General features: G+C 71.6%; 14 protein-coding genes. 4 read left to right on the forward strand and 10 right to left on the reverse strand.

Annotated features, from left to right (window positions below; all coding sequences use genetic code 11):
- Positions 1-36: 36 nt before the first annotated feature.
- From CACI_RS41550 to CACI_RS46865, 3 genes are all read right to left on the reverse strand, one after another.
- Entirely contained in the window at positions 37-801 is a 765-nt protein-coding gene (locus CACI_RS41550) for an SDR family NAD(P)-dependent oxidoreductase (protein WP_015796956.1), read from the reverse strand.
- Entirely contained in the window at positions 798-1,376 is a 579-nt protein-coding gene (locus CACI_RS41555) for a DUF2617 family protein (RefSeq protein WP_015796957.1), read from the reverse strand. Before CACI_RS41555 ends, CACI_RS41550 begins: the two co-directional genes overlap by 4 nt.
- Positions 1,377-1,492: 116 nt before the next feature.
- Positions 1,493-1,936 carry a DUF2530 domain-containing protein gene (locus CACI_RS46865; protein ID WP_015796958.1) on the reverse strand — a complete coding sequence of 148 codons (444 nt, stop codon included), beginning with the start codon at positions 1,934-1,936 and terminating at the stop codon, positions 1,493-1,495.
- A 57-nt stretch (positions 1,937-1,993) separates the two neighbouring features.
- On the opposite strand from CACI_RS46865, the gene CACI_RS41565 reads away from it, so the two are divergent.
- A complete protein-coding gene (locus tag CACI_RS41565) occupies positions 1,994-3,424 on the forward strand; it encodes an NCS2 family permease (RefSeq protein WP_041540771.1) in 1,431 nt (476 codons plus the stop codon).
- A gap of 49 nt (positions 3,425-3,473) precedes the next feature.
- Here CACI_RS41565 and CACI_RS41570 read toward each other — a convergent pair whose 3' ends face one another.
- A complete protein-coding gene (locus tag CACI_RS41570) occupies positions 3,474-4,193 on the reverse strand; it encodes a response regulator (protein WP_015796960.1) in 720 nt (239 codons plus the stop codon).
- Between the two features lie 2 nt (positions 4,194-4,195).
- Positions 4,196-5,494 (reverse strand): sensor histidine kinase, encoded by a 1,299-nt coding sequence (locus CACI_RS41575; RefSeq protein ID WP_449727827.1) that lies wholly within the window; start codon positions 5,492-5,494, stop codon positions 4,196-4,198.
- 100 nt (positions 5,495-5,594) lie between these two features.
- Here CACI_RS41575 and CACI_RS41580 point away from each other — a divergent pair, with 100 nt between their 5' ends.
- Complete coding sequence (locus CACI_RS41580) at positions 5,595-6,632, forward strand: SAM-dependent methyltransferase (RefSeq protein WP_015796962.1); 1,038 nt, start codon at positions 5,595-5,597, stop codon at positions 6,630-6,632.
- Between the two features lie 249 nt (positions 6,633-6,881).
- The gene (locus CACI_RS41585) at positions 6,882-7,604 is read left to right on the forward strand and encodes an SWIM zinc finger family protein (RefSeq protein WP_015796963.1); all 723 of its coding nucleotides are present in this window, start codon (positions 6,882-6,884) and stop codon (positions 7,602-7,604) included.
- A gap of 208 nt (positions 7,605-7,812) precedes the next feature.
- On the opposite strand, the gene CACI_RS46870 is transcribed toward CACI_RS41585, so the two are convergent.
- The gene (locus tag CACI_RS46870) at positions 7,813-9,213 is read right to left on the reverse strand and encodes a hypothetical protein (protein WP_015796964.1); all 1,401 of its coding nucleotides are present in this window, start codon (positions 9,211-9,213) and stop codon (positions 7,813-7,815) included.
- A gap of 219 nt (positions 9,214-9,432) precedes the next feature.
- Here CACI_RS46870 and CACI_RS41595 point away from each other — a divergent pair, with 219 nt between their 5' ends.
- Positions 9,433-10,605: an NADH-quinone oxidoreductase subunit D gene (locus tag CACI_RS41595; RefSeq protein WP_015796965.1), complete on the forward strand. Its 1,173-nt coding sequence runs from the start codon at positions 9,433-9,435 to the stop codon at positions 10,603-10,605.
- A gap of 68 nt (positions 10,606-10,673) precedes the next feature.
- On the opposite strand, the gene CACI_RS41600 is transcribed toward CACI_RS41595, so the two are convergent.
- The 4 genes from CACI_RS41600 to folB form a co-directional block, all read right to left on the reverse strand.
- Complete coding sequence (locus CACI_RS41600) at positions 10,674-11,834, reverse strand: hypothetical protein (RefSeq protein WP_015796966.1); 1,161 nt, start codon at positions 11,832-11,834, stop codon at positions 10,674-10,676.
- A gap of 175 nt (positions 11,835-12,009) precedes the next feature.
- On the reverse strand, positions 12,010-12,429 hold the full coding sequence (locus CACI_RS46875; RefSeq protein WP_015796967.1) for a DUF3180 domain-containing protein: 420 nt from the start codon (positions 12,427-12,429) through the stop codon (positions 12,010-12,012).
- A gap of 604 nt (positions 12,430-13,033) precedes the next feature.
- A complete protein-coding gene (gene folK, locus CACI_RS41610) occupies positions 13,034-13,588 on the reverse strand; it encodes a 2-amino-4-hydroxy-6-hydroxymethyldihydropteridine diphosphokinase (RefSeq protein ID WP_015796968.1) in 555 nt (184 codons plus the stop codon).
- On the reverse strand, positions 13,585-14,016 hold the full coding sequence (gene folB / locus CACI_RS41615; RefSeq protein ID WP_049872179.1) for a dihydroneopterin aldolase: 432 nt from the start codon (positions 14,014-14,016) through the stop codon (positions 13,585-13,587). The genes folK and folB overlap by 4 nt, the downstream gene beginning before the upstream one ends.
- Positions 14,017-14,108: the final 92 nt, after the last annotated feature.

The raw sequence follows: 14,108 nt of genomic DNA on the forward strand, positions 1-14,108 counted from the left end.
GCCCGCCATCATGCGGACCGCGTGCCTGGTGGCACGTTACCAGCGCTTGGACATCCCGCGGCTGACCTTGGTGACCAGATTCCGGGGGACGAGCTTGGCCACGGCCGTGAGCGCCTTGTACTGCACGCTCGGCACGCTGACCGCCACGCCCCGCCGCAGGTCGCGCAGGGCGCCCTCGACGATCTCGTCGGCCTCCAGCCACATCCACCCCGGGATGTCGCCGGTGTCGATGTCCGCGCGCTCGTGGAACTCGGTGTGGGTGAAGCCCGGGCAGACCGCGACCACGCGCACGCCGGTGCCGTTCACCTCGGCGGCGACGGACTCGCTGAAGTTGGTGACCCAGGCCTTCGCCGAGCTGTACGTGCCGCGCGGCACGAAGCCGGCGACCGAGGAGACGTTGATGATCGCGCCCTTGCCGCGCTCGATCATGCCCGGCAGCGCCGCGCGGGTCAGCCGCAGGACCGCGCGCACCAGGACGTCGAGCATCGTCTCCTCGTCTTCGACGGGATGCGCCAGGAAGGCGCTGCCCTGGCCGAAGCCGGCGTTGTTGACCAGGACGTCGATCCCGCGCAGCGGGTCGGCCAGGCGGTCCTCGACCAGGGCCCGGCCCTCGACGGTCGCCAGGTCCGCGGACAGGACCTCGACCCGGCCCGCTCCCAGCAGACTGAGTTCGGCGGCGGCGTTCTCGAGGCGCTCGATGTTGCGGGCCACGAGCACCAGGTCATAGCGGGCCGCCGCGAAACGGCGGGCGAACGCGGCACCGATGCCGGCCGTCGCCCCGGTAATCAAGGCCGTCGTCATGGCCTCAAGCCTGGCATGCCCCCTCCGGCGCCACCAGAGGGGGGTGCCAGGTAGAGGACCGTCCTGGTGGCGACCACGTCCCCGCCGCCCCCGGCGTGCGGGTAGGTGTGCCAGGTGCGCCACAGCACGCCGTGCAGCCCCGACGGGAGCGGTTCGACGACGACCGCGGTGACGGCGTCGGGGCTCGCGGGGAAGACGGCGATGGTGGCGTCAGGCAGCGCGTCAGCGTAGTCGCGGAGCGCGGAGGCCCACGCCGGGAAGTGACCGGTGTCGACCTCGCGGACTTCGCAGCGGACTTCGTAGTGGTAGCCGTCGTCGAGTTCGCGCTCTATGGCGATCGGCAGCGGACCGGGGGCGGCGTCGCGGCAGGCGACCGTCTCGCGGCAGAGCAGCAGGCCGTGGCCGGCGGTGCGGACCAGGATCTGGTGCGAGGCACCGAGGATGCGGACTTCCACGTCCAGTCCGCCGACCGGATGCCGGCCGCTGTGCAGGGGAGGTTGGTCGGGGGCGTCCAGGGACCACGACAGCTCCGAGGCGCGGACGTCCCTATAGGGGACCGATAAGGGAGCGATCACACCCGATCAACGAGTCAGCCGCTGCCAACGTCACGAAGAAAGCCTATGGTCAGACGATTTGACGAGCGGGGTGCGGCGGCACAGCGACGGTATCCAGCCACTTTCCGCGAAAGGAATCAGCGCCGACCTCGGCCGCGGCCCTTGCCCCTGCCCTTGGTCCCGCCGCCGCCGCCGCTGCCGCTGCCGTCGCGGCCGTCGCGGCCGTTCTCCTCGGGCCCGTCGAGCCCGACCTGGCGTCCGTGCTCGGTCTCCCGGTGCATCACCGCCTTGCGGCGTCCGACCATCGGCAGGCCCAGCATGCCGAGCCCGGCACCGGCCAGCGGGGTGTACAGCCACCAGCCGTGCCCGTCGGAGATCAGGGTGTTACGAAAAGGCAACAAGATGAGGAAGGCGGCCGCCCACAGGCCGATGCCGATCCAGATAACCTTTGCCTCGTTGATCTGCATCGGCTCCAGCTTGGGCCGGCCGGCGCGGCCTCTTTGCGCGGTGCGCCCGGACGAGTCACGCTCCGGCGTGGTCTCCGGTTCCTCCGCTCGGCGCCTGCGGCCCTGGGTTGTCATGTGGACAGGATATCGGCGGTGTCGGCAGCACAGAATCACCAGGCGAGGAGTGGGAGCTTGTCAGTTCAGACGGGAAGCGCAGGCGGTCCCGGCGGGGTGGGCGTCCTGGAACGCGTCTTCAAGGTGCACGAGCGGGGATCGTCGTACGTCCGCGAGGTCCGCGGCGGTTTGGCCACGTTCTTCACCATGGCCTACATCCTGGTGCTGAACCCGATCATCCTGGGCGGGACGAAGGACAAGTTCGGCCACGTCCTGAGCCACACCCAGCTGGTCACCTCCACCGCGGTGGTGGCCGGCGTGATGACCCTGATCATGGGCATCGGCGGCAACCTGCCGCTGGCCATCGCCGCCGGGCTCGGGCTGAACGGCGTGGTGGCCTTCACCCTGGCGCCGACCATGTCCTGGCCGGACGCGATGGGCCTGGTGGTGCTGGAAGGGCTCGGCATCTGCCTGCTGGTGGTCACCGGCTTCCGGCAGAAGATCATGGACGCCATCCCGCTGGCCCTGAAAAAGGCGATCGGCGTCGGCATCGGGCTGTTCATCGCCTTCATCGGCCTGGTCGACGCCGGCTTCGTCGGCGCGGGCTCGGGAACGCCGGTCACCCTCGGCGCCGGCGGCACGCTCAAGGGCTGGCCGATGTTCGTGTTCTGCGTCGGCGTCTTGCTCACGCTGTCCCTGCTGGTGCGGCGGGTCCCCGGCGGACTGCTGATCTCGATCGTCACCACCACGGTGCTGGCCATCGTGGTCAACAAGATCGCCACCGTCCCGGACAAGGACTGGGGCACCATCGCCCCGAAGGTCCCCCACGGTGTGGTCGCGCACCCGGACTTCGGACTGCTCGGCAAATTCAGCCTGTTCGGCGGCTTCCACCATGCCGGCGTGATGACCGCGATCGTGTTCGTCTTCACGCTGATCCTCGCCGACTTCTTCGACGCGATGGGCACCATCATCGGCATCAGCGGCGAAGCGGGCCTGCTCGACGAGGACGGCCGGCTCCCCGGCATCGGCCGTGTCCTGTTCATCGACGGCCTGGCCGCCTCAGCCGGCGGCGCGGGCTCGGCCTCCTCCAACACCTGCTTCGTGGAATCGGCCGCGGGCGTCGGCGAAGGCGCGCGCACTGGCTTGGCGAACGTCATCACCGGCGCGCTGCTGTTCCTGGCCGCGTTCCTGACCCCGGTGCTGACCATCGTGCCGTCCCAGGCGGCGGCACCGGCGCTGGTCGCCGTCGGATTCCTGATGATGACCCAGGTGAAGGACGTCGACTGGGACGACTGGGAGATCGCAGTCCCGGCCTTCCTGACCATCGCACTGATGCCGTTCACCTACAGCATCACCAACGGGATCGGCGCGGGCTTCATCCTGTTCTGCGTGCTGAAGGTGGTGCTCGGCAAGGCACGCGACGTGAACTGGCTGATGTGGATCGTCGCGGCGTTCTTCGTGGTGTACTTCGCGCTGGATCCGATCAAGCAGGCGCTGGGGATCGAGTAGGGGTTCTGCGTGCGGCAGGGGTCTGAGTCAGACCCCTGCCATCAGACAGCTACCGTCCCCGCGCCTTCACCAGCCCGGTCTCGTAGGCCAGCACCACGGCCTGGACGCGGTCGCGGAGGCCGAGCTTCATCAGGATGCGGCCGACGTGGGTCTTCACCGTGGCCTCGGACAGGAACAGTTTGCCGGCGATCTCGGCGTTGGACATGCCTTGCGCGACCAGGAGCAGGACCTCGTGCTCGCGGTCGGTCAGGACGGTCAGTTCCGGTGGGGCGGGTTCGCTCTCGGAGGGGAGCATCGGGGCGAACTTGTCGAGGAGGCGGCGGGTGGTGGAGGGGGCGACCACTGCCTCGCCGCTGTGGACGGCGCGGATGGCGGCGAGGAGGTCCGGGGGTGGGACGTCCTTGAGGAGGAAGCCGCTGGCGCCTGCTTTGAGGGCTGTGAAGGCGTACTCGTCGAGGTCGAAAGTGGTGAGCATCAGGACTCGGGGACGTTCGCCGCGGACCACGATCTCGCGGGTGGCGGCGACGCCGTCGAGGCGGGGCATGCGGACGTCCATCAGGACCACGTCGGCCTGCAACCTGGTGAGCAGGTCCAGGGCGACTTGGCCGTCGCCTGCCTCGCCGACCACTGCCATGTCGGGCTGGCTGTTCAGGACCATGCGGAAGCCCGTGCGCAGCAGTTCCTGGTCGTCGACCAGGACGATGCGGATGGGGGCGGCGGGATCGGCGGATCCCGGCGCTTCGGTCGGTTCCGGCGTGGTCTGGCTCAACGTCACGGCTCCTGGGATTCGGGCTGCGGTTCGCTCGGGTCGGCGGACTCCGGGCCGGCGAAGGGCAGGATCGCCTCCACAGCGTAGCCGCCGCCGACATGCGGTCCGGTGACGAGCGTGCCGCCGAAGACCGAGACCCGCTCGCGCATGCCGACCAGGCCGTGTCCCATGCCGTCGCCGGGGGCGGCCGAGCCGCGGCCGTTGTCCACGATGCGCAGGACCAGGCAGTCGTCGGTGTACATCAGCGCCACCGAGGCCTTCACCTGCGGACCGCCGTGCTTGCGGGTGTTGGTCAAGGACTCCTGCACGATCCGGTACACCGCCAGCGCCAGCCCCGTCGGCATCTCCCTCGGCACGCCCTCCACGGTCAGCGACACCGGCAGTCCGGTCGAGCGCACCTGCTCCAGCAGGTCGCCGAGCTGCTCGATACCGGGCTGCGGGACGTAGGTTCCGGCGTCTTCGGCGGAGCGCAGCACGCCCAGCATGCGCCGCATCTCGGTCAGGGCGGTGCGGCCGGTCTGGGAGATCGCCAGCAGCGCCTTGCGCGCCGCTTCCGGGTCCTGGTCGAGCGCGTAGCCGGCGCCGTCGGCCTGGACCACCATGACCGAGACGTTGTGCGCGACGACGTCGTGCAGTTCGCGGGCGATGCGGGCGCGCTCGGCGGCCGCGGCGATCTGCGCCTGTGCGTCGCGCTCGCGCTCCAGGCGCTGGGCGCGGTCCTCGAGGCGCACGTAGTACGCCCGGCGGTAGCGCATGGAGTCGCCGGCGACCCAGGCCAGGCCGACCAGCCCGGCGATGAAGACCGCGACGAACAGGAAGGTGACCCAGTTGATGTGGCCGGTGGTGTTGAACGGCGCCTCGCCCTGGTAGCACGCCCTCTGGCGCGCGGGCTCGGAGAGCTGGTCGCAGGGCTGCGGGTCGTTGTAGAGGTGCAGCAGCCCGAACTGGATGAGCGCGCCGACGTAGGTCAGCCCCATCGCCGGGATCGACCAGCGGCGCTGGCAGTAGGCGGCGACCGTGTAGAGGTAGATCAGATACGCCACGTCGGCGGCGTTGAAGGCGGCCGCCAGCGTGAAGAAGCTCAGGAAGGCCGCCACGGCGGCGACGGCGAACGTGCCGCGCGGCCACCGGCGCCGGAAGACCAGCGGCACGGTCGCGGCCACCATGAGCGGCAGGACCAGCAGCTTGCGCACGAGGCTCGGACTGTCCGAGGCGGCCAGCGACGCCAGCCCGATCAGCAGCAGGACGACAGCCGGGATGCTGTCGATCAGCTTCGGATGGCGCTGGATCCAGGCGTACAGGCGAGACACGTCTTCAGCGTAGGTGCGCGCCGCCGGTCCGGACATGGCGCCTCGGGATGATCCGACGGTCATCCTCAGGTCGCATGACCAGGGCGGTAGCGTGGCCGCCGTGACGGAATGGCTGACGTGGCGCACCGCGATGGAGCAGGCCCTCTACGGTCCCGAGGGCTTCTACCGCAGGCCGGGCGCCGGACCCGCGGCGCATTTCCGGACCTCGGCGCACAACCCGGTCTTCGCCGAGGCCGTCGGCCGCCTCCTCCTGCGGGTGGACGAGCGGCTCGGCGCGCCGGCGCGGCTGGACTTCGTGGACATGGCCGCCGGAGGCGGCGAGCTGACCGCCGGGGTCGTGGAGTGGCTGACGGCTGCGGCGCCTGAGGTGGCGGCACGGCTGCGGGCCGTCGCGGTGGACCTGAGGCCGCGCCCAGAAGGGCTGCCGGAGGCCGTGGAGTGGACCGGGTCCGCGCCGTCGGGGGTAGTCGGGCTGCTCATCGCGAACGAGTGGCTGGACAACGTGGTGTGCGACGTCGCGGAGGTCGGCGCGGACGGGGTCGCACGGATCGTGGAGGTCGATCCGGACAGCGGGGACGAGCGGGCTGGGGAGCTGCCGGACGCCGCGCAGCAGGCGTGGTTGGAGCGGTGGTGGCCGCTGAGCGAGGGCGGGGACTCCGCCGGTGCGCGCGCGGAGATCGGCCTGGATCGGGACGCGGCGTGGCGCTCGGTGGTGGACCGGCTCGAGCGGGGGGTCGCGGTGGCTGTCGACTACTCGCACACGGCGGCGGGCCGTCCGCGTTTCGGCACGTTGACCGGCTATCGGGAGGGGCATCAGGTACCTGCCGTGCCGGATGGGAGCTGCGACATCACGGCGCATGTGGCGCTGGACGCTTGCGCGGCGGCGCTGGATTCGGCGGCGCTGGATTCGGGGGCGCCTCGGGATCCTATGGTCGAGACAGTGCTCACCACGCAGCGCGAATACCTGCGAGAGCTGGGCATCTCCGGCGCGCGGCCGGATTTGGCGCTCGCCGCGTCGGATCCGCTCGGGTATCTGCGCGGACTGAGCCGGGCGTCGGCGGCGGCCGAACTCACCGACCCGGGCGGGCTCGGCGGGTTCGGGTGGCTGCTGGCCTTCGCAGGCTGCTGAGGCGCTGGTGGGGCGCTGCTGAGCCGTTCGGCGTCAGAATCGAGGCTCGGCATCGCGCCGTACCATCGATTTCCAGCCACTCGTCCGGCGACGAAGCGCCACCCCGCCCCCGGAACGGATCCGCCACCGTCGCAGCACCCGGATAACGCCTCCGCAACGATCCGCGTGCCCGGGTTTCGCCACCCGTGTTTGGGATAGAGCGTCCGATTGCGCCCCGACTTTGTCAGACCCGCTCGCTAGAATGTGTGTATGACAGCATTCTTCAGCAAGAAGGATCTGGAGCGGCTGGCCGGGCCGCGCGCCTATCAGCGGGGGGTCGCCTCCGTCCCGGCCGTCGACGGTCTCGGGACCTCGGGAGCGGAGATCACCGCGACCGTTTATGGTTCCGAGCCGTGGCAGGTGCGGTTGGACCGGCGGCCGGCCGGACTGGACTTCTCCTGCGACTGCCCGCGCGGCATGGCCGGCGACTTCTGCCGGCACTGTGTCGCGGTCGGGCTGGTGTACCTGGACGGGCCGGTCGAGAAGACCCGGAGCGCGGAGTTCGCCGCCGCGCAGCGGGAGATCGCCGGACTGCGGCGGCTCCTGGGCATCCTGGACCGCGAGGATCTGATCGCCCTGCTGCTGGACACCGCCCACGACGACCACGACCTGCGCCGCCACCTCGCCGCCCGGGTCGACGAGCTGGTCACCCCGGGCACCGACGTCAACGACACCGAGCTGCGGCTGGCGGACGTGCGCGCCCTGACCGACCCGGCGAGCGCCATCCCCGTCTACAAGAAGCACATCGAGGCGCGGATAGCGGCCCGCAACCGCCGCGACTACGCCGAAGCCGCGCGCTATCTGCAGCACCTGAAGGCGGCTTACCAGCGCCTGCACCGCAAGTCCGAAGCCGTGGCGTACATCGAGGCCCTGCGCGCCGCCCACGCGCGCAAGCACAACCTCCTGGAGGAACTGGCCAAGCGCGGCTTGTAGCGCGAGCCTCACCGACGACCGGCGGCTGCCATGGGGCGGTGGCCGCCGGTCCGGCGTGGCCGGACCGGATTTCACGGTCCGGCCACGCCACTTTTTCATGACGGGGTAACGTCGGCGGCCGGCGGGCGGTCGCGCCTACCGGGGCGACACGAGCCAGAAACCCGCTCTTGCGCCGACACCGACGCGCGGAACCACAGACGAAGCCCGCCTACTGCTCGCCGTGCTCCGTCCCGTACTCGTCGTCGTGCGCCTCGGCATCGCCGTGTGCGGCGGCGGCCACCGCGGTCCGCTCGCGGCGCTTCATCAGGGCCCACCAGAGCACCAGGGCCAGGCAGACCGCGAGCAGGCCGGCGGCGACCAGGATGGTCGGGTTGCTGCTGGAGGTCGCGGCGTCGGGGGTGCTGGCTGCGTCGGTCGAGGAGGCCGGGGTGGTGGTCGGGGTCGTGCTGGGCGTCGCGGTGGGGGTGGTGGTCGGGGTGGGCGAGTCGGTGGTGGTCGGGGTCGCCGAGGGGGTGGAGCTGCTCGCTGTGCTCGAGGGGGTGGAGGGGGTCGCGGGCTGCTGGGGCGGCGGCTGGACGGTGAGGGTGCCGGAGGTGGTCGGCTGGGTTTCGAAGGTCAGGCCGAGTGCGTTGAGGGCCACCGCCACCGAGACCGGTTGGGCCGGCGCCGTGGAGGAGGGCTGGCTGGTCGGCTGGTCCGTCGGTTGGCTCGACGGCTGGCCCGGTGTGCCGAACGCCCCCGCGCCGACCGTCACCCGGACCGAGAACTGCGCCGTGCCGCCGGCGGGGAGCGTCAGCTGCGGGACCACCATCGCGGACATCGGGCTCGTGGCCGTGGCGTCGGACACCGAGACGGTGCGCCAGGCGCCGGTGCTGCTCTGCGCCTCCACCTTCACGTCCGAGGCGTGCGAGACGCAGCCCGCGGAGCCTCCCGAACACAGCAGCAGCTTCACCGGGACGTCGCGCAGGCTCACGTCCGTCGGATTGGTCAGCGTGCCGGTGAGGACGATCGGCGAGCCGGCGCGCGCCGTGCCCGACAGTCCGGTGACCTGGAACGAGAGCCCGGTCACCGGCATGGTCGCCACGGCTGTCGCGCCATTGGCCGAGGCGCTCAGCTTCACGTCGTCGACCACCTTCGTGCCGGGCGAGAGCCGCAGCTTCAGGACCTGCGTGCCGTTCGCCGGAACGGCCACGTCGTCGGTGACCGTGAACGAGGAGCCGCCCGAGGGGATGCTCTCCGGCTGCCACGCGCCGCTTGCCTGGTCGTAGTGGTCCAGCCGCAGGGACGAGGCCGAGGCGCTGCTGCCCTCGGAGGTCAGCGTCATGGTCACAGTGCCCGTATAGCCCTGGCCGCCGACGTCGGTCGCCGTGACGTCGACCTCGCGCTCGGGCAGCTGCTGGTCCGGCAGGTCCAGCGGCAGCTGCGCGGGCGCCGTCATCGACAGCTGCACGCCGTTCGCCGCGACGCCGGACACTGTCTGCGTCTTCGGGGACGACGGGGGCGTGGCCACCGGGCCCGTGCCGTCCGCCGCCACCGCCGTGCCCGCCGCGAACGTCCCGGCGCCGACCACCATCAAGCCCGCCACGACGGCGCGAAGCCCTCGCCTCATATCCGACCCCTGACCGCCCCGCGGCCCGTCCGCACGGGCCTCCCACCACATAGACGCAGGGCGGCACGGCGCGTTGCCTGTCCCCCTCCTTCCGTCACCGAACCGTGATCGACGCCCGCGCGGGTGGCCTCCGAGCTGCCCGCGCAGCTGCTCACCGGATGCCCACCGGATGCCCGCCGACCGGTCGCGGCACCGGCACCGACCGGGGCGCCTGGCACAATGACCGGCATGACCTCCCAGCAGCTGACCGAGCGCGTCGCGGGCACCGGAACGGGCCTGGAGACCACCGACATGGTGCTCAACATCGGCCCGCAGCACCCGGCCACCCACGGTGTGCTGCGCCTGCGGCTGGTCCTGGACGGCGAGCGCATCGTCTCGGCCGACCCGATCATCGGCTACATGCACCGCGGCGCCGAGAAGCTCTTCGAGGTCCGCGACTACCGGCAGATCATCGTGCTGGCCAACCGGCACGACTGGCTGTCGGCGTTCGCCAGCGAGCTCGGCGTGGTGCTGGCGGTCGAGCGGATGCTGGGGATGGAGGTCCCCGAGCGCGCCACCTGGGCCCGCACCCTGCTGGCGGAGCTGAACCGGATTCTCAACCACCTGATGTTCCTGGGCTCCTATCCCCTGGAACTGGGCGCGATCACGCCGATCTTCTACGCGTTCCGCGAGCGCGAGGAGATCCAGGCGGTGATGGAGGAGATCTCCGGCGGCCGCATGCACTTCATGTTCAACCGGGTCGGCGGGCTGAAGGACGAGCTGCCGCTGGGCTGGACCGACCGGGTCCGGGCGGCGATCGCGACCGTGCGCTCCCGGATGTCCGACATCGACCGGCTGATCACCGGCAACGAGATCTTCCGGGCCCGCACCCGGGGCGTCGGGGTCCTGACCCCCGAGCAGATCGCGGCGTATGGGGTGTCCGGGCCGATCGCCCGCGCCTCGGGCGTCGACTTCGACCTGCGCCGCGACGATCCCTACCTGGCGTACGGCGAGCCGGAGGTGCGCGAGAAGCTGAAGGTCGTCACCGGCCGCGGCGGCGACTGCCTGGCGCGCTTCGAGGTGCTGCTGGAGCAGGCGTACAACTCCCTGGACATCGCCCAGGCCTGCGCCGACAAGCTGGACACGCTGCCCACCGGGCCGATCAACCAGCGGCTGCCGAAGATCCTGAAGGTTCCCGAGGGCCACACCTACGCCTGGACCGAGAACCCGCTGGGCATCAACGGCTACTTCCTGGTCTCGCACGGCGACAAGACCCCGTGGCGGCTCAAGCTGCGCTCGGCGTCGTTCAACAACATCCAGGTGCTGGCCGAGGTGCTGCCCGGGCATCTGGTGTCGGACATGGTCGCGATCCTGGGATCGATGTTCTTCGTGGTCGGCGACGTCGACAAGTGAGCGCGAAGAGGTCCCGCCGGCCTCGGCGGGACCTCTCACGGCGAAAAGCTCAGCGGGCTTGAGGAACCTCAGCCGGTCCCGGTCTCCCGGTGCTCGATCCTGGCCATCTGCTGCGTCTCGTCGTACATCGTCAGGTCCACCGGCGCCGCGTTGGACGTGGACGCCGTGCCCTGATCCGTGGCGAGGTAGGGGCGGTAGAGCCGCTCCGGGGGCACCGGGCGGGCCTGGGGCAGCGACGGGGGCAGGCCGTCGGCGCGCTGGCGGGGCATGACCACGCCGGGCACCGTGTACGGGTCCCGGCCCGGGCCGGCGACCTCGCCGGCGACGTCGAAGCCGACCTCGTCGCGCACCGCGAGCACCGCCGAGCGCAGCGGCCGCGGCTCGGCGGCGGGCAGCGCGGCAGAGAGCTGCGGCTCCGGCGCGCGGACCGGCACGGCGGCGGCGGGGCGCAGGTCGATCTCGGCGCCCGCGGGGGTCGTGGCGTACGTGGTCGCGCCGTAGCCCTGGTCCGTGAACTCGGCATAGTCCACGTAGTCGGTGTAGGCGGCGTACTCGGTCTCGTAGGCCGGGACGGCGTCGTAGACCGGCTGCGCGGCGTAGGCCGGGTCGTATTCGAGCTCGTAGGCACCCGTGCGGGCGGCCTGGTAGCTGGCGAAGGCGTGGTCGTGCACCGACACCGGCTCGAACTGCTGCGCCGGCTCGAAGGGCTGCACCTGGGCGAAGGACTGCACCGCCGAGCGGGTCAGCTCGGCCGCGGCGGTGGTCTGCTGGACCCACGCCGAGAGCACCGCCAGATCGTGCTCGGCCCGCACCCGCGCGGCCTCGGAGGCGTCGGCGCGGAGCTGCTCCTCCTTGGCCCGCTCCTCGAACAGGACGACCGTCTCCTCCGCGGCGAGCGCGTCGGTCTTCAGGTCGGAGATCTGCTTGTCCCGGCGCGTGGTCTCATACCGGAGCTCGGCGGCGTGGTCCTCGCGCAGGGTGGCGACCAGCTCGCGGCGGGTCGACCGGTCGCGCCGGGCGGCGAACATCGCCACGGAGGAGAAGACCGCGCCGGCGGCGGCCATGCCGACGCCGAGCCGGAGGTGGAGCGGATCGCTCCAGACGAGCGTGGTCGCGATGCCCGCGGCCGCGCCGGTCAAGGACGTGGTGGTGGCGACGATCGAGGGCCATGCCGGGCCGGCTATGTCGCCCCCGCGTCGCTGGGCCTGGAGCTGCCGAGCGTGACGCATGGCCGAACAGTACTGGCTGCGCCCTCGCACGGACAAGCGAAACGTACGAGCGATACCGGGCACGCGGATATCAAGATCTTGCAAATGGGCAGGGATCCGACATACCCGGCCATTCACGAGGTCGATCGAGGACGAATCAGGGGAACGAGTCAGGCGGCCGAATCATCGGGACGAATCAAGAACCTGATCGGTTCGAGGTGCGGCGGACCGGAAAGGTCCCGTCGGGGCGGTTGCGCACGGGGCGGGCCGCCGTCGCCGACTTGCTCTTGCTGCCGTCCTTGGGCAGGCCGTCCTCCGGACCGCTCGGCGGCACGCGCAAGACGTACTCCAGGAACAGCGCCGCGGCGACGAGGGCCAGGCCGCACAGGACCGTGATGCCGCAGACGATCGCGCGGGTGCGGTAGACGTCGATGTCGAGCTTGCCGAGCAGGAACACCCCGTAGCCGGCATAGACCCCCGAGACGATCGCCCCGACCATCGAGGACGCCTTCGCGAACATCACCGCGCGCGCCGCCTGCAGCGGGTCCAGCGGCTTGGCGGCACGCTGCCCGGGCAGGATCGGCGGGGTCGGCTCCCCGTCGAGGAGCCGCTGCACCGCCTCCCGCTGCGCCTTCAGCCGCGAGCGGAAAGGCCAGCGCGGTGGCCAGCATGATGACGGCGAGGATCGCCGGGGTCAGCGGGGCGGAAGCCGGGACGCCGGGCGGGGTGCCGTAGTGCGACCAGAGCTGGACGCCGCCATAGGACAAGGCGCCGACCACGAGGAACGCGACCGCGAGTGCCAGGGGACGTGTGGGCTTCACAGGGTCCACGGTACGCGGATCGTGGCGGGGGAGGCGAGCCGCTGCGCCCGAGGCGCCCGGCGGCGTCGCCCCACGCTGCGGCCGGCGCCGCCCAAGCCGCCGCGCAAGGCGCTGACCAGGGGCGGAGCCGGAGCCGGGCGACACGCCCGACGGAATGGGCGCGGAGGTGGCGGAAAACCGTGGTTGGCGACGCGAGGGCTGCTGAGGGCGGCGGCTCGAAATCGACGGCCCGCAGCGGCGGTGATGACGAAACCGCCTTTGGCAGCAGGGGAAGCAGCCGCCACAGCAGTCACCACTCCCGCACAGCTCCGACTGTCACCGTGCGTCCGACTGCCACCGCGCGCTGACGTCCGGCTACGCCCCAGCGGCGGCCACGTTTCCGGCAGCCGAGCCACGCGCCTACGGCAGCAGCAGTTCCAGATCGTCCCGCCGCGCCGCACCCTGCGCCGCCGCCCCGCCGAGCGCGGCCAGCAGGTCGGCGATGGGTCCGGCGCCGGTCAGGACGTCATCAGGGCGCGCGTCGTGCCAGGGGGCGAGGACGAAGGCGCGCTGCGCTGCTCGCGGGTGCGGCAGCGTCAGCTCCGGGTCGTCGGAGACCAGGTCGTCGACCTGGACGATGTCGATGTCGATCGTGCGGGCGCCCCAGTGGATCTTGCGGGTGCGGCCCAGGGCTTCCTCGATCGCCTGCGTGCGCATCAGGAGCATGTCCGGCGGCAGCGCGGAGGTCACACCGAGGACCGCGTTGAGGTAGTCGTCCTGGGGGTCGGCGCCCTCGGCCAGCAGCGGGGCGGTCTCGTAGACCGGGGACAGCCAGGCGATGGCCAGGGTCGGGGTGTCGGCTAAGGAGTCGATCGCGGACTGCAGGTTGGCCAGGCGGTCGCCGAGGTTGCCGCCGATCGCCAGGACGGCGGTGTGGACGCGGACGGCGCTCTCGCCGGTGGCTGCTTCGCTCATATCGCCGACCCGCCGTTCTCCGGCGGGCGCGCCGTCGCGACCGCCAGGTCCTCCCGCGTCCGGACCACGGTCACGGTGACGTCCTCGAACGGCACCGTGATCGGCGCGTCCGGCTTGTGGAGGGTGATCTCGACCTCTTCCACCAGCGGGTACTCCAGGCACGCCGCCGCCATCCGGGCCGCCAGGGTCTCGATGAGGTTGACCGGCTCGCCCTCGATCAGGGCCACGATGCGCTCGGCGACCTCGCCGTAGTTCACCGTGTCCGCCAGCGCGTCGCTGGCGGCGGCACGGCTGGTGTCCAGACCCAGCGTGACGTCGACCATGAACGTCTGGCCCTTCTCCCGCTCGCGCTCGAAGACCCCGTGGTGGCCGCGCCCGCGCAGCCCGTGGACGGTCACCCGGTCGAGCCGCTTCGTGTGAGTAGACATCATGACGAACATACCGGGGCGTGCTCGGGCCTGCCGTTCCGGGATCGCCCGAATACCCGCCCGACCACCGGCCCGAGAACCGGCCCGAGCCG

Source organism: Catenulispora acidiphila DSM 44928 (assembly GCF_000024025.1).
Taxonomy (GTDB): domain Bacteria; phylum Actinomycetota; class Actinomycetes; order Streptomycetales; family Catenulisporaceae; genus Catenulispora; species Catenulispora acidiphila.

Excerpts from the sequence above, each read along its gene's own strand:
- CACI_RS41550 (WP_015796956.1), bottom strand. The coding sequence starts at position 801 with ATGACGACGGCCTTGATTACCGGGGCGACGGCCGGCATCGGTGCCGCG.
- CACI_RS46865 (WP_015796958.1), bottom strand. The coding sequence starts at position 1,936 with ATGACAACCCAGGGCCGCAGGCGCCGAGCGGAGGAACCGGAGACCACG.
- CACI_RS41585 (WP_015796963.1), top strand. The coding sequence starts at position 6,882 with ATGACAGCATTCTTCAGCAAGAAGGATCTGGAGCGGCTGGCCGGGCCG.
- CACI_RS46870 (WP_015796964.1), bottom strand. The coding sequence starts at position 9,213 with ATGAGGCGAGGGCTTCGCGCCGTCGTGGCGGGCTTGATGGTGGTCGGC.
- CACI_RS41595 (WP_015796965.1), top strand. The coding sequence starts at position 9,433 with ATGACCGGCATGACCTCCCAGCAGCTGACCGAGCGCGTCGCGGGCACC.
- CACI_RS41600 (WP_015796966.1), bottom strand. The coding sequence starts at position 11,834 with ATGCGTCACGCTCGGCAGCTCCAGGCCCAGCGACGCGGGGGCGACATA.
- folK (WP_015796968.1), bottom strand. The coding sequence starts at position 13,588 with ATGAGCGAAGCAGCCACCGGCGAGAGCGCCGTCCGCGTCCACACCGCC.
- folB (WP_049872179.1), bottom strand. The coding sequence starts at position 14,016 with ATGTCTACTCACACGAAGCGGCTCGACCGGGTGACCGTCCACGGGCTG.